The following is an 18,033-nucleotide window of genomic DNA, read 5'->3' as shown; positions in this document are numbered from 1 at the left end:
AGAGTATGAATGCAATAGCTCAGGTTGAAAGCCAGTTAGGCTTATCAATCAAAGATTATGACCTTGATGAGTCGATGTGGTCTGCCCTTACATCTTCGATCTTTCCAGGTGCAAAACCTGAGTCGATCATCATGGCGGTTGAGTATGCGAAGGCACGTAATCTCGACATCATGAAGAAGCCTTGCCATATCGTACCAATGAGTGTGAAGGACTCTAAAACAGGTCAATCACAATGGCGTGATGTGATTATGCCATCTATCACTGAGCATCGAATTACCGCAACACGTACCAACCAGTATGCAGGTCAAGATGCACCAGTATTTGGCCCGATGGTTGATATTAAGTTTGGCAATGTTGTGCACACGGTTCCAGAGTCATGCACCGTGACTGTGTACCGGATCATCCATGGCGACAAGGTTCCGTTCTGCCACACCGAGTATTTTGAAGAAGCATGCGCCACCGTTAAGGATGGCGGCCTGAACTCAATGTGGACTAAGCGCAAACGCGGCCAATTAGCTAAATGTGCTGAAGCTGGTGCTTTACGCAAAGCCTTTCCAGAGGAGATTGGAAATGAATATACAGTCGAAGAAATGCAGGGCAAGGAAATTACGGTTGGTGGATCAGAACTGTTTACTGACACCCAAAAAGCAATTGGGAGTTCCGTGCCTGCTGACTATCAAGAATTTGAGGATGAGTTTTTATCTCATCTTCAAAATGAGGCTCAATACGGATCAAATCGACTTCAGGAGGCTTATATCGCCCTACCTAAAGGCGATTGTAAAAAACACTTTTGGACCACTCATTCAGTAAATCTTAAACAAATAGCTGAACTAGCTGATCAAGCTTTAGCACGCCAAGGAGAAACCTATGACCATTCTCCAGCGTAGTGAAGGTTGGTTTGCAGATCGCTGTGGCAAAGTGACTGCAAGCCGCATTAAAGACATTGGTGCAAAGCCAGTTAAAGGCAAGAAATACAACGCCCTAACATTAACAATTCTTTCTGAGCGCATTACTGGCGTTCAGGAGGAAACTCCAACCTCAAAAGCAATGCAATGGGGTATAGATCAGGAAGAAAATGCGATTGCCGCTTATGAAAATAAGACAGGTAATTTTGTTAAAGGCACAGGGTTAATTGATCATCCAGTCATTAAATTAAGCGGTGCATCGCCTGATGGATTAATTAATTTAGATGGTCAAATTGAGGTTAAGTGCCCTGCTACAACAACTCATTTGAACACGTTACTCACTAAAGAAGTGCCTGCGGAATACATCCCGCAGATTACTTGGCAATTGGCGTGTACTCGTCGCAAATGGTGTGACTTTATTAGCTTTGACCCTCGCTTACCTGAGCATTTGCAACTTGTGGTTATTCGGGTATTTGCGAAAGATTTGGACATTGCAGGAGTTGAGCAAGCAGTCATTAATTTCAACATTGTCGTCGATAAAGCAATGACTGAGTTGAATGCAGAATATGAGGTGGCAGCATGAAACTACCCAACAGTATTTCACCCGCCTTTATCGAATGGCTAGATCGTGGCGGTCACAAAATTGAACTCAAGAAAAACGCCATGATTGTAAAAAAGCAATTTAGCGATGGTGTGAAACGCAGCGTGATTCCTTTCGAGCGTCACGAAATTAAAGAGTTTTACGAATTGGATGAATATTTATCAAAGCGCTACGAGCTGTTTTTAACGCAGTGGTTTAAATACGGAAAAGGGTTTATTGAAGAGCTGCAAAAAGCTATGTATTCGAAATACTGCAAAGCGGTGCACTTAAATAATTTGGCGAAGGTGGCGTGATGGAAATAAGACTAAATAAAGAATGGGTGATTTATTCATCTAAAAACGACGCTGGAATTATTCTTGGTCAAATACCCGAAAAGCAACAAGAGGGCTATGTAAATGCTGATAAGTTTGCAGGTCGAAAATATCACTATGCAACCATATTTGGTGCTGTACAAGGCGCTTTTAAATATGGGGTGAACAACTCGAATGCTGCTTCTTTTCTTGAGATAGAAAAAACAATTGAACGCATTGCTCAAGAGTGCCAGAGCGCATTCACATCAGAGCAATTAAAAGTCTTGAATGATGAAAAGGTTCAGGCGCTACAAGCGGAAATTGAGATGCTCAAAGAGCAATTAAAAAAGAAGGTGGCGTGATGGATATTCAAAAAGAAAGAGAAGCGTTTGAAGCTTGGCACTACGAGCAATATTTGCTTGAGAACCCAAATGTAGACATTGCCAACGCTAAGTATATTTACGATTACGCACATAAAAATGTACTTGTGTGTCAGCTAAAGGAGTCGCATTTCACTGCATAGCAAGCAGCTAAAGCCCAAGCGGTGCCGGCAGGATTTATTGTAATACCAACAGTATTTCCAGAATCTAAGGCCCAGATACTTGCCGAACAAGAAGTTGAAACAATGTCAAAACGTATAGATGATAAATTCCGTGGCGGACTTGAATATAGTGATGAGAAAAGAGCTCATTTAGTTCGGATGAATGTTGGTGAACGAAGACAAATATTTCGTGATTTTTTTAAAATGCTGGACGATTTGGAGCAACTTAATGACTCACATTGAAATGCTTCAAAACCCCAACTTCAAACGTAAGCTTGAAAACAAAATAGTGGCGCATATCAATCATGAGTTTTCAAAGGCTGGCCTAGAACTACCATTGCCTAAATTTCGAAATGATATGGTGACTTACGATGATGCTAACGTCACGAAATTAGTGAATCGCATTCGTACAGGTGCAGTACTGCTTGCGCAGATGCTGGATGAAAAGGAGGCTAAATAATGGTTTTAACGATTAGTCAAACTTGCAAACTTTTAGATATTGGCCGCACTACAGTTTATAGAATGTTTGATCGCGGTGAACTTGAACGAATTGAATTTGGCCGATCAGTACGTGTCAAATTACCTGATAAACTTTCGGAAGCATATGCAGAACAAATCAAAGCCCTTATAAACTAAGGGCTTTTTCTTTTAAGCTATCCAGATAATCTGACCAGGCTTGCATCATTACTCGACGTTCATCTAAATATTTTGTCCTATTATAGGCACGTCCATGCATATCACGCACTTGATGCCCCAGCTGCTGTTCAATACGCTCAATCGGGAATTTTAAAACTTCATCTAGCAACGTACGTGCAGTTGCACGAAAACCATGCCCTGTTGTTTCACCATTTTCCCAACCTAAATTTTTAAGTGCTTTATTGATAGAACTGTCAGATAAAAGCCGTGTTTTTCCCCAATAATTCGCAAAACAGTATTCATTATTACCAGTCACCATTTTGAGTTCTTCAAAAAGCTTTTTTACCTGGTGTGATAGAGGCACTATTAACTGTGTACCAATCGCATTTTCTGTTTTGGCCGGCGTATAAGACCAGGTGCTATTTTCTAAATCTATGTCCGCCCATTTGGCTGCACGTAATTCACCAGGGCGCACAAAAACATGTGGCAATATTCGCAATGCGTAACACATGACGATAGATCCACGCTTTGTGTATTGATCAATCGCAACTAGAAGTTCACCCAACAATTTTGGATCTGTTACTGCAGCATGATGAGTCGCCCGATGTGGCTGCAATAATCCCTGAATATCTAATGCGACATTTCTGTCACAAAGACCAAGTACCAATCCATATTTAAAAACTTGACCGGCTTTAGAGCGCATGCGTCTTGCCGTTTCAGATTTCCCTTGCTTCTCATAAATTTGACAAACATCTAATAATTGACGGGCCGTTATTTCATGAATCGGTTTTTTCCCGATTGCATCGAATAAATACTGATAAACAAATTCGTTACGATGCCGCGTTGATTCAGCCAGTTTTTCTGTTTGCATAAATTCGCGAGCCACAGCTTCAAATGTATTATTCAAAGCAAATCGCGCTTGTTCTTCTAATTGCTGCTTATGCGTGAATGGATCTATACCTTGTGACAGTAGCTCACGATACTCTTCACGATGTTTTCGCGCTTCCGCCAACGTCATCGCTGGATAAATACCAATGCCAATCGTGGTTCTCTTTTTTGTTATGGGCTTAAAATAATCAAACCGCCAATAAGTTCCACCTTTTTTATCTAAAAGTAGAAATAAACCACCACCGTCAGACAGTTTTACAATCTTATCTGGTGATTTTTTGTGTTTAGTAATTTCTGATTTGATCCTGGTATCAGTGAGACTTACGACAGTTCTGGCCATGTTTAGTAGTACATTATTTAGTGCTGCCATGTTGTACTGCTAAATGTACTGCTAAAAATTCGGATTATAGCGGTACTACATGGAACAAGTTGAAACAAAGAAAGGAGCGATAATACAGTATTTATAAGGATTTGCGGTTATTTTGGTATGTATTGAAATAAGTAAGTGGTGCGCTCAGCGGGACTCGAACCCACGCCACAGGCTTCGGAGACCTGTACTCTATCCAGTTGAGCTATGAGCGCTTATTTTGGATTGCGCACATCATAACAAAAAAAACTGTAAGGTAAAGCAACTATATAGATGTTAGGCTTTTTTCTGCTTAAGCTTTATACAACGTTCTATTTATAAAATGCAGAATTCCATACGATTTACTTGGTTTATTTGCCCCGATATCGCACAATACTCACACTATTTATAGAGTGAATTATTTATGACTGATGCACTAACGTTAAAGCAGCTGTCAAAAACCTATAAAAATGGGTTTCAGGCGCTTAAAGGTATTGATTTAACAGTACCCGAAGGTGAATTTTATGCACTTTTAGGTCCCAATGGTGCAGGAAAATCTACCACGATTAGTATTATCAGTTCACTAACCCGTAAAACTTCAGGTACTGTCGAAATTTTTGGGCACAATTTAGATACCCATCCCTCGCATGCAAAGCAGTGTTTGGGCGTTGTCCCTCAAGAATTTAACTTTGGTCAATTTGAAAAAACATTTGATATTTTGGTGACTCAAGCTGGTTATTACGGTATTTCTAAAAAGATAGCAGAGAAACGTGCAGAGGAATATTTAGAAAAGCTTGGTCTTTGGGAAAAACGCAGTACCCAAGCACGTATGTTATCGGGCGGTATGAAACGCCGTTTAATGATCGCTCGTGCCATGATGCATGAACCTAAACTGCTGATTTTAGATGAGCCGACTGCTGGTGTTGATATTGAACTACGCCGTTCGATGTGGGATTTCCTCACAGAAATGAACGAAAAAGGTACGTCTATTATTTTAACGACACACTATTTAGAAGAAGCAGAAATGTTGTGCCGTCGAATCGCAATTATTGACCGTGGTGTGATTAAAGAAGACACCAGCATGAAAGGTTTTCTCAGTCAGTTAAATGAAGAAACCTTTATTTTCGATTTAGCCGAACCCATTGAACCGATCCATATTGAAATTATTGGTGTTCGTTTCAACTTAGTTGACCCCGTCACTTTAGAGGTCACTATGGATAAAGCCCATACCTTAAATGATCTATTCCAACTCATGGAATCTCAAGGTATTCAGGTTCGTAGTATGCGTAATAAATCTAACCGACTAGAAGAACTGTTTGTCCGTATGGTCGAAAAAAATCTTGAAGGTGCAGCACAATGAATTTTAACCAACTGTGTATTGCCCTCTACACCTTAGTGTATAAAGAAATTCGCCGTTTCATGCGTATTTGGCCGCAAACCCTTCTCCCACCGGCAATCACCATGAGTTTGTACTTTGTGATTTTCGGTAATTTAGTCGGTTCACGCATTGGGCAAATGGGTGGTTTTAGCTATATGCAGTTCATCGTGCCCGGCTTAATTATGATGGCGGTCATCACCAACAGCTATGCCAATGTGTCATCCAGTTTCTTTAGTGCAAAATTTCAAAAAAGCATCGAAGAATTAATCATGAGCCCGGTGCCGTTACATATGGTGCTTTGGGGTTATGTGATCGGTGGCGTTTGCCGTGGTGTTTTAGTCGGCTTTATTGTTACTGCGATGAGCCTATTTTTTACTGAATTACACCTAACCAATATCTTCATAACTATATATACAGTTCTCATTACTTCGCTGCTGTTTTCTCTTGGCGGATTTATTAATGCTGTTTATGCAAAATCTTTTGACGACATTTCGATTATCCCGACTTTCGTCCTGACTCCGCTGACTTATTTAGGCGGTGTTTTCTATGCCATCTCATCACTGAGTCCTTTTTGGCAAAATCTCTCTTTAATCAACCCTGTCGTGTATATGGTCAATGCATTCCGCTACGGTATTTTGGGCCATAGCGATGTGAATGTCGGCATTTCACTGACAGTAATTACTGCATGTTGCGTTGTACTTTATGGCGTGGCGTATCATTTACTTTCTCGTGGTTCAGGAATGCGTGAATAATGAGTGTAGAACAATCCCTTTTAGGTAAAGACACCAACTACCCAACAGAATATCAACCTGATATTCTGTTTCCGATTGCACGTGCCACTGCACGTGAACAATATGCCCATGTGGAAGGCATCCGCCAAGGTACAGACTGGTGGCATGTTTTTGAAATTTCTTGGTTAAATGCTTCAGGTGTGCCTCAAGTCGCTATTGGCCGTTTAACTTTGCCTGCAAGTTCAGACAACCTCATCGAATCGAAATCTTTAAAGCTCTACTTTAATAGTATGAACTTTACCAAATTTGATTCTCAGGCAGCGTTTAAAGCAACCGTTGAAAAAGACTTATCTGCTGCAGCCAATGCCGCTGTGACTATTGATCTATTTCATGTTGATGAAGTTGAAATTTCAAAACCGCAAGGCATCTGTATTGATGACTTAGAACCCACCCAGTTAGAAAATCATCCAAATGCAGCTTTACTCTCTTTAGATGAAGATGCAGCACAAGAAGAAGTTGAAATTCAACTTTATTCACATTTATTAAGAAGTAACTGTCCAGTCACGGGTCAACCTGATTGGGGAACGGTATTTATAAGGTATAAAGGTACTAAGCCTTGTTATCGTAGTATTCTGGCTTATATTATTTCTTACCGTCAGCATAATGGTTTCCACGAACAATGTGTGGAGCAAATGTTTGCCGATATTTGGCAACATTTAAAACCAAGTCAGCTGATGGTATATGCTGCCTATACACGCCGTGGTGGATTGGATATCAACCCTTGTCGTGTATCGGATTTAACATGGATGCCTCGCCCCATTCGATTGGCGCGACAATAAAAAAATTGAGGTTAGTGATGCCATTTTTTGGTTTTATTCCTTCTGAGGAACTTCTAAGCAGTATCCAAAATGGTCACGCGAAAAAAAATTCGAGTGAACCCCTTTATCCTTTACGTGATAAAACAGCTTTGCTGATTAATGAAGAAATCATTGGTGCAACTATATTAGCTCCTGTTCATCTGTTTCCTGCAAGCGATAAGCGCGACACAGCAGAAAAACTGGCTGGCTATGTCAAATCAACAGTCGCTGTATTGTTAAAGCAACTACTAGGTAAATCTCCGAATGATGTGGTGAAACAATCCATTGAATTTTCAGAACGAAGTTTATTTCAAGACGCGACTGGCACTTATCGTGTAGGTCTAAGTTTAGATGCAGGACTAGTCACTAACCTTAAAAATAGTTATGCGGAAATTAAATCGGGCGCAGATATAAATAAAGCTGCTTTTGGTGAACTGTATAAACAGTTTGCTGAAGCTGCAGTGCGTCATTTTATGAATGACTTTAATAAAACTCTCGATTTAGGCATGATTAAACGTAAAGCAGCCGATGTCGGTTCTTCTGCTGTGATTAAAGCTATTCATATCGCGATTGATAAGATTTTCCCAAATTTAACCAAAGAAGAGCTAAGTGCCCTTGCAGAAGCACATGATGCGATGTTTAACAAATAAATCTCGCTTTTCGTCAAAACCTAGCTTTGGCTAGGTTTTTTATGGCTAAACGCATAAAATCGAATCCCGATACAATGACTATATAGTCATGCAAACACAGTTCTAGAATTGAACAGATTTTTATTAAAAGAAAGACAGTACATTGATATCCACAATTTTTAAAAATCTACAAAGAACAGGAAGAACCTGAATATAGATCATATTTTAATGTGAGCCGTCATTTTGGCTTAAATTTCAATGCGTCCATTTTAATATTCAATCTCTTTCTTTTTTATCATTCAGTCTATATTTCTACTATATATAGCGACGTTTTCAACAGCATTGAAGCGCTGGCGAACAAAAACTATGTAATGAATAAACCACTGCTTGCATATGGGTGTTTTAGACCGGTAGCTTTTTAATCCTGTCCCTTTATTTTTAGATATAACATTGCAACTTTTGTAGCTTCTAAACAGTATTTCGCAACGCGATAAAGTTTACTCGTTCTGCGTTTTTATGACGCATGAGTTTTAGAGTCATCTTTATTTCAAATGATTTGTGAATATTTGCAAGTTATGTAAATGAATATGTCACTTTTCAATATGTTAACTGCGAAAAAAACCTTTGCTTTGTCTTTTTTTGTATATCTATTTATGAAAGCATGCGCTGTCAGTGGTATCTTAGTTGCTATTGGTAACGTTTACCTTAATGAGCTATGAAACCAGAAGGTCATCACAATTTTCAGGATCTTTTCCCCTCGAAATTTTGTTCATACTCATCGCTAAAGCAACTGGAAATTTTTTATTTATGCTAAATCGAAATTTTTATAAAAAACTATCACATATTGCCATTATGGCCTGTTCAATTTCACTGACCAGTTTTTGTCAGGCTAACGACTTCCAATCTCATCCGGCATATGCAAGCTTTAAACAAAATGCAATGCATACCTATGGTCTGAGTGAAAATCAAATTGATTGGGCAATGCAAGGCAGTAAAAACCTACCCAACATTATTAGCATTATGAATAGACCTGGTGAATCAAAGCCTTGGTACCAATACAAAACCAATTTTTTAGCTGAAAGTACAATTCAACGCGGCGTTCGCTTCAAAAATCAATATGCCGACACTTTAAATCGTGCAGAACAACAATTTGGTGTGCCTCAATCCGTGATTTTAGGCATTTTGGGTGTTGAAACAGGCTACGGCAGCAATAAAGGTAATTTTATTACCCGTGATGCTTTGGCGACCCTTGGTTTTGGCTATGAACGTCGTGCGCAATATTTCCAAGATGAACTCGCTGCACTGATTGCTTGGTCATATAAAGATGGTGTTCCAACCAACTCTGTCGTCGGTTCATATGCAGGTGCTGTGGGTTATCCTCAATTTATGCCAAGTAACATTCCAAAATTTGGTGTGGACTACGATGGCAATGGTCATGTTGACCTGCGTAATTCGGCTGTCGATGCCATTGGTTCAATTGCAAATTATTTAGCAAATTATGGTTGGCAGCGTAATCAACCGATTGCTTTTGCTGCTCGCTATAGCGGAAACAACCCAGATGCTATTATTGCAAAGGATTTAAACCAGCCAACACCCTATGGTGTACTCAAGGCTCAAGGTGTAACCCCTATGAATCCATTGGTAAAAATCGATGATCTCGATTTAGTCAATGTCATCCAATTGCAAGATAGTTATGGACCAATTTATTACATCACTTATCCAAATTTTCAGGTCATTACAACCTATAACAAAAGCCGTATGTATGCGACTGCACTATGGCTTTTAGGCACTGAAGTTACCAGTCGATAAGACTGGTTTTTTTCTATAGATCAAAAAAGTCAACAAATATTTTCATTAAAATGAGCATTTATTCGACATTTTACACACCTTGTTACATTATTGATTATTTTTTAATCAAATATTGTTAATTTTTTAGACATTTTCAAAGTATTTTAATTAAACACTAGACAGCTTATCGATGGCATGAATATTATCCACCTCGTTAAATGTAGTTGCAAAAGTGAAATATCAGACGTGTTTACATGGATATCAGCGACTTAGTTGAACCAGTAAATATGCCATTGGGAGATAAACAATGCAGTCATCAATTATTAAATATGCCTTAGCGGTTGCCACGACAGTTGCGCTAAGTCAGTCACAAGCTGAGATGGTTCAGTCATCATCATTCAATCATGATAATGACAACTCGCGTCTTGCAGCTCGTGTATTGAATAAAGAAGCTCAAAGCTTCAATTCAAACTTTACGAATTTAAGTAGCCTTTCAATCACTGAGCGTTCTGGCGATAAAATTCGTCGTCAAACAATCGCTGCTAAAATCGAAATTCCTGAAGATGAGCCTTCAGTGATTGAAAAGTTAAATACTGTTGCATCGAATACTGTTCGTAAGTTCACTCAAACAGGTACTGCTTCTTGGTACGGTCGTCAATTCCACGGTCGTAAAACAGCAAGCGGTGAAACGTTTGACATGAACGCACTTACAGCAGCACATCGTAGCCTGCCACTTAATTGCTTTATTCGTGTTACGAATCGCAATAATGGTAAAAGTGTCGTGGTGAAAGTAAATGACCGTGGTCCATTCCATGGTAACCGTGTTCTTGATTTATCTTATGGTGCTGCTAAGCAATTGGGTATTACCAGTGCGGGTACTGCAAATGTGAGCATTGAGCGCGTAGACGGTCCAAATTCTTAATTCTCCAATGAAGTGACTGCATTTAACAGACCACGCCTAGCGTGGTTTTTTTATTTGTAGCCTCTTAGCCTTTCAAATCATCAGTAATCCTGATTTTGACCCTTCCTCCATTCTTGTTTATATTGGAGTCCTTCCCCATGGTTAAGGACTATCATGAAAACAATCAACGAATGGTTTGATGAATACAGCGAAAGTCATCAAAATAAAACCAATAAAATGATTCACTGGATTTGCGTACCCACGATTTATTTTTCAATCGTTGGCATATTGGCGCATTTTAGCGCGCTACTTACTGCTGTCTTACTTGCTTTAGCATTTATCTTTTACGCACGTTTAGACATTGTGCTTGCTGTTGCAATGGCCGCGTTAACGTTAATCATGGTATGGCTAATTTGGGTACTACCAGTTGGTTATGGCTTTTATATCGCACTCTTTGTATTCGCATGGATTGGTCAATTTATGGCCATAAAATTGAAGGTAAAAAGCCCTCTTTTTTCAAAGATCTCCAATTCCTCCTCATTGGCCCTATTTGGTGTTTAGATACATTTACAGGCAAAGTACTTGGTAATTGAAAAACACGCCATAAATCGCAAATAAAGAGCATTTAGAGCACGATTAATTTCATGGATCTCTTTTTCACTTCTTCCACATCGGTTTTCTTCATATTCGATGCTTAAAACCCTATTGTTTATAGGTGTATTTATCTCTGGTATTTCCAATCATTTTTTCTATTTATACGACCAAAAAGCCAGTGTTTAAACACTGGCTTTTACTCAATATGATTAATCCAATTTTATGTTGATAGCTTCATCTGAATCATGATCATTTAAATAACTAAAGTTAAAAACGACTACGTGATTTTTATTGATAGGTTTTACCTTGATGCTTTAACCAACCATCTTGATGACGTCCATTCGGATCGTGATGTGTCCAATGCATCACACCACCCTGATCTGAATATTCATATTCACCGTAAAATTGAACCGTATCGCCTTTTTGCAAGTCGTCAATTCGTGGAGCAAGATCGATATTATGTGCGACTAAAAGCGTTTGACCATTATTTAAGGTCAAAATGAACTTTTGATGTCGGCTACCTTCATTATCATCTCGAAGTACCGCTTTCACTTGACCCGCACCCTCAACCTGAACATTACTGAGTTTATTTTTAAATGCATGCGCAATAACATCTTCAGCACTCTGCCCTTTTTGTTGAGCATCTACAGGTTGTACTGATTCTATTTGTGGCTGTGCGTTTTGTTCCGCTGTCGTCTGAACTGGTGCAGATTTTTGTTGTTGTAAATCGATTCCGAAATAAGCGGCTGTAAGCGCAACAATAATTCCGCCGATGGTTAAGTTTGTTTTGTTTGCCATAAGAGAGTTTAAATCTAAATTTTTAACTCATTATAGTCATTAATATGGATAAAAATAGAATTTATAAACAAGAATGTACACGTCACAAAGTCAAAATTACTTTGAACTATGCAAAGCTACAGCCATAAAAAAAGCCCTCAAAAACGAGGGCTTTTTTCTACAAATAATCAGAGATTATTTTGCAGCAGCTTGAGCAGCAGCAACTTCTTCAGCGAAAGAAAGTTCAGCTTTTTTCTCAATACCTTCACCAACTTCGAAACGTACGAAGTTAGCAACAGTAGTACCAGTTGCTTTAAGAACTTCTGCAACTTTCTTATCGTTGTCGATAACGTACATTTGGTTCTCAAGAACAACTTCGTTCAAGTATTTCTGAACTGAACCAGTTACCATTTTTTCAACGATGTTTGCTGGTTTACCAGATTCAATTGCTTTCGCTTCAGCAATTTCTTTTTCTTTAGCGATAAGTTCAGCAGAAACGCCAGCTTCGTTTACAGCAACTGGGTTGAATGCAGCGATGTGCATAGCCAAACCTTTACCAGTTTCAGCATCACCAGCGTATGCAACTACAACACCGATTTTTAAACCATGTTTGTAAACTGCAAGGTTGTCGCCTTCAACGATTTGAGCACGACGTACTTGGATGTTTTCACCGATTTTTTGAACAAGCGCGATACGAGCTTCTTCAACAGTAGCACCATCTTCAAGTTTCAATTCAGCAATTTGAGCAGCGTCAGTTACACCAGCAGCAAGCGCAGCAGCAGCAACTTTAGCAGAGAAACCAGCAAAGTTTTCGTCTTTAGCAACGAAGTCAGTTTGACAGTTCACTTCTACAAGGATTGCTTTGTTGCCTTCTTGAGCGATAGTGATCGCGCCGTCAGCAGCAATGTTACCTGCTTTTTTAGCAGCTTTAGCTTGACCAGATTTACGAAGGTTATCGATCGCTAATTCGATGTCACCGCCCGCTTCTGTTAATGCTTTTTTACATTCCATCATTGCAAGACCAGTACGATCGCGCAATTCTTTAACCATGCTTGCTGTAACTGCAGTCATGTTAATCTCCTAAATACGGTAGAAAATGAATTCTTTTTAGAACAGAAACGGCCCAGAGCTGTCTCTTGGGCCGTCTGCATACATGACGCTTACTTTGCCACCATCACGTGTCGCAAAAATGACAAGCTTACGTCAAACGCATTAAGCCTCAGAAGCAGGAGCTTCTTCGCCTTTAGCTTGTGCATTTGCTTGTGATTGAGCATATTCTTTACCAGCAAGAATCGCATCAGCCATAGCAGAAGCGTAAAGAGTAACTGCACGGATCGCATCGTCGTTACCAGGGATAACGTAGTCTACGTTGTCTGGGTTAGAGTTTGTATCAACGATACCGATAACAGGAATACCAAGGTTTTTAGCTTCTTTAATTGCAATTGCTTCGTGATCAACATCGATTACGAATAATGCGTCAGGTAAACCACCCATGTTTTTAACGCCACCAAGAGCTCGTTCAAGTTTTTCCATCTCACGAGTACGTTCTAAAGCTTCACGTTTAGTAAGTTTAGCGAAAGTACCATCAGTAGATTGAGTTTGAAGGTCTTTTAGACGGTTGATTGACTGGCGAAGAGTTTTCCAGTTAGTCAACATACCACCCAACCAGCGGTGATCAACATATGGTTGACCTGCACGTTGAGCTTGTTCACGAATGATTGCAGAAGCTGCACGTTTTGTACCAACGAACAAAACTTTGTTCTTTTTGCTAGCCAAGTTGTTAGCAAAGTTCAAAGCATCATTTAACGCAGGAACAGTGTGCTCAAGGTTGATGATGTGAATTTTGTTGCGCGCGCCGAAGATGTATTCGCGCATTTTTGGATTCCAAAAACGTGTTTGGTGACCGAAGTGTGCGCCTGCTTGAAGAAGGTCGCGCATGCTTACGTTGTAATCTGCCATTTTCTTTACCTTAAAGTTTGGGTTAGGCCTCCATATACCCGCATTCTCCACCTAAAAAGGCACCCAGAGAAATGTGTCGATATATGTGCGGATTTTATTGCCCCATCGCACAAAGCTCGTGAAAGATATTCACGAAAAAGCATTTGATAAAATGGGCGGCTATTTATACCATAGTCACATACAAATTTCCAAAAGTTTTTAGAGATCATGAACAGTACTTACGAAGCTCCACGTCGATTAATTAAAACGCCTGACGAAATTGAAAAAATGCGCGTCGCGGGTCGACTGGCGGCAGAAGTTTTGGATATGATCAAACCGCATATTGTTCCAGGTGTGACTACCCTAGAACTTGATACGATTTGTCATGACTATATTGTCAATAAACAAGAAGCTATTCCTGCATGTTTAGGTTATGGCGCTGCGCCGGGTCGTCCAGCATTTCAGCACGTTATCTGCACTTCAGTGAACCATGTGGTGTGTCACGGTATTCCATCTGAAAGCAAAAAATTAAAAAAAGGTGACATCTTAAACATCGATGTCACTGTGATCAAAGATGGTTACCATGGTGATACCAACATGATGTATATCGTGGGTGGTGAAACATCTATTTTAGCGAACCGTTTATGCAAAGTTGCCCAAGAAGCCATGTACCGTGGTATGGCGGTGGTAAAACCAGGCGCAACCATGGGTGATATCGGCCATGCTATTCAACAATATGTTGAATCAGAACGTTTTGGTGTTGTACGTGAATATTGTGGTCATGGTATTGGTACCGTTTTCCATGACGAACCACAAGTTTTACACTATGGTCAACCAAATACAGGCATGATCTTAGAAGAAGGCATGACATTCACGATTGAACCAATGGTGAATGGTGGCGACTGGAAAACCAAACTTCTTGGCGATAAATGGACTGTCGTGACTAAAGATCATAGCTTGTCTGCACAGTACGAACACACGCTACTTGTAACAAAAAATGGTGTAGAAGTGCTAACTGCTCGCCCTGAAGAAGATTTATCGCGTTTTGTTCAATAAGCAAAGTATTTGAAGTATAAAATTTAATTAAAAAGGTCACACATATTGTGGCCTTTTTTATGCCTTTTTTTTATCCGTGACTTTAAGATTTTTCCATAAAATTTGATTAAAAATTTAAGTAACTCAATGTAAATTTTCTCAATTATAGGGTTAGGATGGAATATCACACTTTTTTGCACATTGTTGATTTTGCCACTCCCCATTACTGTACATTTAAGCTAAGATAGTGTGCTTTTTATTTTTTAATCCCTATAAGAAGGAATACTGCCGTGGACGTACGTCTGTCTGATCGTGTAAATAGCATCAAACCGTCCCCTACACTTGCTGTTACTAACAAAGCTGCTGAATTGAAAGCTGCTGGTAAAAACGTAATTGGTTTAGGCGCAGGTGAACCGGATTTCGATACCCCACAACACATCAAAGATGCTGCAATTGCTGCTATCAACAATGGCTTCACTAAATATACAGCTGTTGACGGTACTCCAGGTCTTAAAAAAGCAATTATTGCTAAATTAAAACGCGACAATAACCTTGATTACGCTGCAAACCAAATCTTGGTTTCTTGTGGTGGTAAACAATCTTTCTTTAACTTGGCACTTGCTTTGTTAAACAAAGGTGACGAAGTAATTATCCCTGCTCCTTACTGGGTAAGCTACCCAGACATGGTGATCATTGCTGAAGGTACTCCTGTAATCGTGAAATGTGGTGAAGACCAACGTTTCAAAATTACGCCTGCTCAATTAGAAGCTGCAATCACTGACAAAACTCGTTTAGTGGTTCTAAACAGCCCTTCTAACCCAACAGGTATGATCTACACTAAAGAAGAATTGCTTGCTTTAGCTGACGTACTACGTAAATACCCAGAAGTTTTAGTTGCTTCTGATGATATGTACGAACCAATCCGTTGGGACGACGAATTCTACAACATCGCAACAGTTGCACCAGACCTTTACGATCGCGTAATCGTTCTGAACGGTGTATCTAAAGCTTATGCAATGACTGGCTGGCGTATTGGCTACGCAGCGGGCCCTGCTAAACTTATTGGTGCGATGAAAAAAATCCAATCTCAATCAACTTCAAACCCAACTTCTATTTCACAAGTTGCTGCTGAAGCTGCATTGAATGGCCCTCAAGACGTTCTTGAGCCAATGATTGAAGCATTCAAACGCCGTCACGACCTAGTTGTGAAAGGCTTGAACGACATCAACGGTATCACTTGCCTTCCTGCTGATGGTGCATTCTATGCATACGCAAACATCCGTCCATTGATTCGTGCAAAAGGTTTAAAATCTTGCACAGAATTCTCTGCATGGTTATTGGAAGAAACTGGTGTTGCAGTAGTTCCTGGAGATGCATTCGGTCTTGGCGGTTACATGCGTATTTCTTATGCAACTGCAGACGAAGTTCTTGTAGATGCGCTTGCACGTATCAAGAAAGCTGCTGACTCAATCGAAGGCGTAGATGCTGCGATTGCTTCAATTGCTGCTGAAAAATAATCTGCTTTTAAAAAGCTAGATTTAAAAAACCCGCGAATATCGCGGGTTTTTTTATACTCATCAAAAAAATAAATTAATACGCTTCACTTCTACACGCTTTTGATCAATTTTTTTCGCGGTTCAAACTAAATAACAAAGCTCATCCAGCCCATTTGACTTCCTTCAAATCAACTTAAATATTAAAAAACCAAACGATAAAACCTAAAACTAACCTTCATATTCAAATCTTTGGTTTGCATTCTTTTTACGTTTTCAGCTATGTTATTTAAATAAGTTCCTTTTTAGAACCCAAAACAACCACAAAACTAACCTATCCAGAGATATACCAATGAACATCAAAGAAATGACTGGACTAGAAATTTTAAAGGCAATGATGCAAGGCCAAATTCCACCTGCAAGCATTAGTGAAATTATTCCAATGCAACCCAAAAAGATTGAGCAAGGTAATGTAGAGTTTGTTGTAAAAGCCGATCAGCGCCATTTAAATCCCCTTGGTGGTGTGCATGGTGGCTTTGCAGCAACAGTCTTAGATACAGTTACAGGGTGTGTCGTACACTCGGCATTAGAAGCTGGTATAGGCTATGGCACCATTGATCTCAATATAAAAATGTGTCGACCTATCCCTAAAAATCAAGATTTAACCGCAATAGGCCATTTAATTAATATCAGCAAAAATTTAGCAATTTCAGAAGGCAGAATTATGGATAACAATGGAAAGATATATGCTCATGCAACAGCGACATGCATGATTATACGTCCTTAATATTTTTATTTTTCTGCTCGCAATTCAATGCGAGCAGATGATGATTCAAACTTAAATTGCTGAATGTAAGGCGCGAATTAATTGGCCTTCGCTTAGATCAATGCGATTACTGCCCTTTTGAAAGCAGTAATATTTTAAAGCACTATCTAACTCAACACGAAGTTCCCGTTGTTCTGAAATAGACCATACTTTAGAACGATTTGAGCCTGATAACGCATTACCTGCCAATTGGTATAAATACAAATCTTGCTTGCGTTGCAAAGGCACACGACGACCATCATCTTGATGTTCAAAACGTAAATGACATGGCGCGTTGATCAACCATTTTTCACTAAACCACAGTTGCAATAGATCTCCCAATGCCAAGTCACGTTTACCCAAAGGCCAAACGTCAACGTACGCACCTTCGACAGGTGTTTGATATCGCTCTTGGTTACTAATAATGGAAAGATAGTTTTCTTGATAAAAAGAAAAGTTTGAAAAAATCTGAGAAATAGTCAGCGTATTCATTCGCTTTCTCCTGTTTAGCCATTTTAGTGCTGGCAAGTTGGGTTTAAATCCACACTGTTTAAACATATGTTTAAACGCTCTGTTGTTGCATTCAGACTATCAATTGAATTTTTTCTTTGCAAGCCTAAGATTCATTTTTTCTGAAAAATCCTTCTTTTTGTTCAAATAAAAAACATCTATCACGCATTTCTCCTCATATTGGTATTTTTAGCTTGACCCTCTTCAAAATCTGCTTATAATCGCATTCAGATTCTCCAATAGCTCAGTCGGTAGAGCGACGGACTGTTAATCCGCAGGTCCCTGGTTCGAGCCCAGGTTGGAGAGCCAAATTCTAAAGCCCATTTATTTAAATGGGCTTTTTTAATGCCTATGATTTATATATAATCTATAAGTCATTGTCATTAAAAT

General features: G+C 39.4%; 22 protein-coding genes, 2 tRNA genes and 1 pseudogene. 19 read left to right on the top strand and 6 right to left on the bottom strand.

Features of this window, described 5'->3' with window-relative positions:
• The first annotated feature begins 5 nt into the window (after nucleotides 1-5).
• From bet to AVJ20_RS02340, 8 genes are read left to right on the top strand one after another with little or no spacing between them, the layout of a single operon-like run.
• Nucleotides 6-887 carry a phage recombination protein Bet gene (bet, locus tag AVJ20_RS02370; RefSeq protein WP_111884002.1) on the top strand — a complete coding sequence of 294 codons (882 nt, stop codon included), beginning with the start codon at nucleotides 6-8 and terminating at the stop codon, nucleotides 885-887.
• Complete coding sequence (locus AVJ20_RS02365; RefSeq protein ID WP_111884001.1) at nucleotides 868-1,488, top strand: lambda exonuclease family protein; 621 nt, start codon at nucleotides 868-870, stop codon at nucleotides 1,486-1,488. The genes bet and AVJ20_RS02365 overlap by 20 nt, the downstream gene beginning before the upstream one ends.
• Nucleotides 1,485-1,799: a hypothetical protein gene (locus AVJ20_RS02360; protein ID WP_111884000.1), complete on the top strand. Its 315-nt coding sequence runs from the start codon at nucleotides 1,485-1,487 to the stop codon at nucleotides 1,797-1,799. Before AVJ20_RS02365 ends, AVJ20_RS02360 begins: the two co-directional genes overlap by 4 nt.
• Complete coding sequence (locus AVJ20_RS02355; protein ID WP_213066166.1) at nucleotides 1,799-2,158, top strand: hypothetical protein; 360 nt, start codon at nucleotides 1,799-1,801, stop codon at nucleotides 2,156-2,158. The genes AVJ20_RS02360 and AVJ20_RS02355 overlap by 1 nt, the downstream gene beginning before the upstream one ends.
• Nucleotides 2,158-2,319 carry a hypothetical protein gene (locus AVJ20_RS18295; protein ID WP_162689713.1) on the top strand — a complete coding sequence of 54 codons (162 nt, stop codon included), beginning with the start codon at nucleotides 2,158-2,160 and terminating at the stop codon, nucleotides 2,317-2,319. Before AVJ20_RS02355 ends, AVJ20_RS18295 begins: the two co-directional genes overlap by 1 nt.
• Nucleotides 2,320-2,340: 21 nt before the next feature.
• Nucleotides 2,341-2,580: a hypothetical protein gene (locus AVJ20_RS02350; protein ID WP_111883999.1), complete on the top strand. Its 240-nt coding sequence runs from the start codon at nucleotides 2,341-2,343 to the stop codon at nucleotides 2,578-2,580.
• Nucleotides 2,567-2,797, top strand: a complete 231-nt coding sequence (locus AVJ20_RS02345; protein ID WP_111883998.1) for a hypothetical protein — start codon at nucleotides 2,567-2,569, stop codon at nucleotides 2,795-2,797. Before AVJ20_RS02350 ends, AVJ20_RS02345 begins: the two co-directional genes overlap by 14 nt.
• Nucleotides 2,797-2,973, top strand: coding sequence for a helix-turn-helix domain-containing protein (locus AVJ20_RS02340; protein ID WP_111883997.1), 177 nt, complete (start codon nucleotides 2,797-2,799; stop codon nucleotides 2,971-2,973). The genes AVJ20_RS02345 and AVJ20_RS02340 overlap by 1 nt, the downstream gene beginning before the upstream one ends.
• Here the strand turns inward: AVJ20_RS02340 and AVJ20_RS02335 are convergent.
• Together AVJ20_RS02335 and AVJ20_RS02330 are read right to left on the bottom strand one after the other, a co-directional pair.
• Nucleotides 2,963-4,201, bottom strand: coding sequence for a tyrosine-type recombinase/integrase (locus tag AVJ20_RS02335; RefSeq protein ID WP_111884028.1), 1,239 nt, complete (start codon nucleotides 4,199-4,201; stop codon nucleotides 2,963-2,965). The two genes, AVJ20_RS02340 and AVJ20_RS02335, sit on opposite strands and share 11 nt — an antisense overlap.
• A gap of 166 nt (nucleotides 4,202-4,367) precedes the next feature.
• Nucleotides 4,368-4,443 (bottom strand) — tRNA-Arg (locus AVJ20_RS02330).
• A gap of 188 nt (nucleotides 4,444-4,631) precedes the next feature.
• Between AVJ20_RS02330 and AVJ20_RS02325 the strand changes: the two genes are divergently transcribed.
• The 7 genes and pseudogenes from AVJ20_RS02325 to AVJ20_RS02295 all read left to right on the top strand — a co-directional run bounded on the left by AVJ20_RS02325 (nucleotide 4,632) and on the right by AVJ20_RS02295 (nucleotide 11,084).
• On the top strand, nucleotides 4,632-5,567 hold the full coding sequence (locus tag AVJ20_RS02325) for an ABC transporter ATP-binding protein (protein ID WP_111883996.1): 936 nt from the start codon (nucleotides 4,632-4,634) through the stop codon (nucleotides 5,565-5,567).
• Complete coding sequence (locus AVJ20_RS02320; protein WP_111883995.1) at nucleotides 5,564-6,337, top strand: ABC transporter permease; 774 nt, start codon at nucleotides 5,564-5,566, stop codon at nucleotides 6,335-6,337. Before AVJ20_RS02325 ends, AVJ20_RS02320 begins: the two co-directional genes overlap by 4 nt.
• A complete protein-coding gene (gene queF / locus AVJ20_RS02315) occupies nucleotides 6,337-7,155 on the top strand; it encodes an NADPH-dependent 7-cyano-7-deazaguanine reductase QueF (protein ID WP_111883994.1) in 819 nt (272 codons plus the stop codon). Before AVJ20_RS02320 ends, queF begins: the two co-directional genes overlap by 1 nt.
• 17 nt (nucleotides 7,156-7,172) lie before the next feature.
• Nucleotides 7,173-7,823: a hypothetical protein gene (locus tag AVJ20_RS02310; protein WP_111883993.1), complete on the top strand. Its 651-nt coding sequence runs from the start codon at nucleotides 7,173-7,175 to the stop codon at nucleotides 7,821-7,823.
• Nucleotides 7,824-8,609: 786 nt separating this feature from the next.
• A complete protein-coding gene (mltB, locus tag AVJ20_RS02305; RefSeq protein ID WP_111883992.1) occupies nucleotides 8,610-9,611 on the top strand; it encodes a lytic murein transglycosylase B in 1,002 nt (333 codons plus the stop codon).
• Nucleotides 9,612-9,897: 286 nt separating this feature from the next.
• Nucleotides 9,898-10,512: a septal ring lytic transglycosylase RlpA family protein gene (locus AVJ20_RS02300; protein ID WP_111883991.1), complete on the top strand. Its 615-nt coding sequence runs from the start codon at nucleotides 9,898-9,900 to the stop codon at nucleotides 10,510-10,512.
• Nucleotides 10,513-10,665: 153 nt separating this feature from the next.
• Nucleotides 10,666-11,084: pseudogene (locus AVJ20_RS02295) on the top strand (DUF962 domain-containing protein).
• 289 nt (nucleotides 11,085-11,373) lie between these two features.
• On the opposite strand, the gene AVJ20_RS02290 reads toward AVJ20_RS02295, so the two are convergent.
• The 3 genes from AVJ20_RS02290 to rpsB form a co-directional block, all read right to left on the bottom strand.
• Complete coding sequence (locus AVJ20_RS02290; protein ID WP_111883990.1) at nucleotides 11,374-11,883, bottom strand: DUF3465 domain-containing protein; 510 nt, start codon at nucleotides 11,881-11,883, stop codon at nucleotides 11,374-11,376.
• Between the two features lie 174 nt (nucleotides 11,884-12,057).
• Nucleotides 12,058-12,933, bottom strand: coding sequence for a translation elongation factor Ts (gene tsf / locus AVJ20_RS02285; RefSeq protein WP_078191990.1), 876 nt, complete (start codon nucleotides 12,931-12,933; stop codon nucleotides 12,058-12,060).
• Nucleotides 12,934-13,074: 141 nt separating this feature from the next.
• A complete protein-coding gene (gene rpsB / locus AVJ20_RS02280) occupies nucleotides 13,075-13,821 on the bottom strand; it encodes a 30S ribosomal protein S2 (RefSeq protein WP_078190314.1) in 747 nt (248 codons plus the stop codon).
• A gap of 207 nt (nucleotides 13,822-14,028) precedes the next feature.
• Between rpsB and map the strand changes: the two genes are divergently transcribed.
• From map to AVJ20_RS02260, 3 genes are all read left to right on the top strand, one after another.
• A complete protein-coding gene (map, locus tag AVJ20_RS02275; protein ID WP_078191991.1) occupies nucleotides 14,029-14,856 on the top strand; it encodes a type I methionyl aminopeptidase in 828 nt (275 codons plus the stop codon).
• Between the two features lie 269 nt (nucleotides 14,857-15,125).
• The gene (locus AVJ20_RS02265; RefSeq protein ID WP_111883988.1) at nucleotides 15,126-16,352 is read left to right on the top strand and encodes a pyridoxal phosphate-dependent aminotransferase; all 1,227 of its coding nucleotides are present in this window, start codon (nucleotides 15,126-15,128) and stop codon (nucleotides 16,350-16,352) included.
• Between the two features lie 328 nt (nucleotides 16,353-16,680).
• On the top strand, nucleotides 16,681-17,115 hold the full coding sequence (locus AVJ20_RS02260) for a PaaI family thioesterase (protein WP_111883987.1): 435 nt from the start codon (nucleotides 16,681-16,683) through the stop codon (nucleotides 17,113-17,115).
• A 51-nt stretch (nucleotides 17,116-17,166) separates the two neighbouring features.
• Here AVJ20_RS02260 and AVJ20_RS02255 read toward each other — a convergent pair whose 3' ends face one another.
• On the bottom strand, nucleotides 17,167-17,625 hold the full coding sequence (locus AVJ20_RS02255; protein WP_111883986.1) for a hypothetical protein: 459 nt from the start codon (nucleotides 17,623-17,625) through the stop codon (nucleotides 17,167-17,169).
• Nucleotides 17,626-17,876: 251 nt separating this feature from the next.
• Between AVJ20_RS02255 and AVJ20_RS02250 the strand changes: the two genes are divergently transcribed.
• Nucleotides 17,877-17,952 (top strand) — tRNA-Asn (locus tag AVJ20_RS02250).
• Nucleotides 17,953-18,033: the final 81 nt, after the last annotated feature.

Origin of the sequence: Acinetobacter sp. CFCC 11171, assembly GCF_003268405.1 — a bacterium.
In the GTDB taxonomy this organism is placed as follows: domain Bacteria; phylum Pseudomonadota; class Gammaproteobacteria; order Pseudomonadales; family Moraxellaceae; genus Acinetobacter; species Acinetobacter amyesii.
This window is presented reverse-complemented; position numbering and strand designations above follow the sequence as displayed.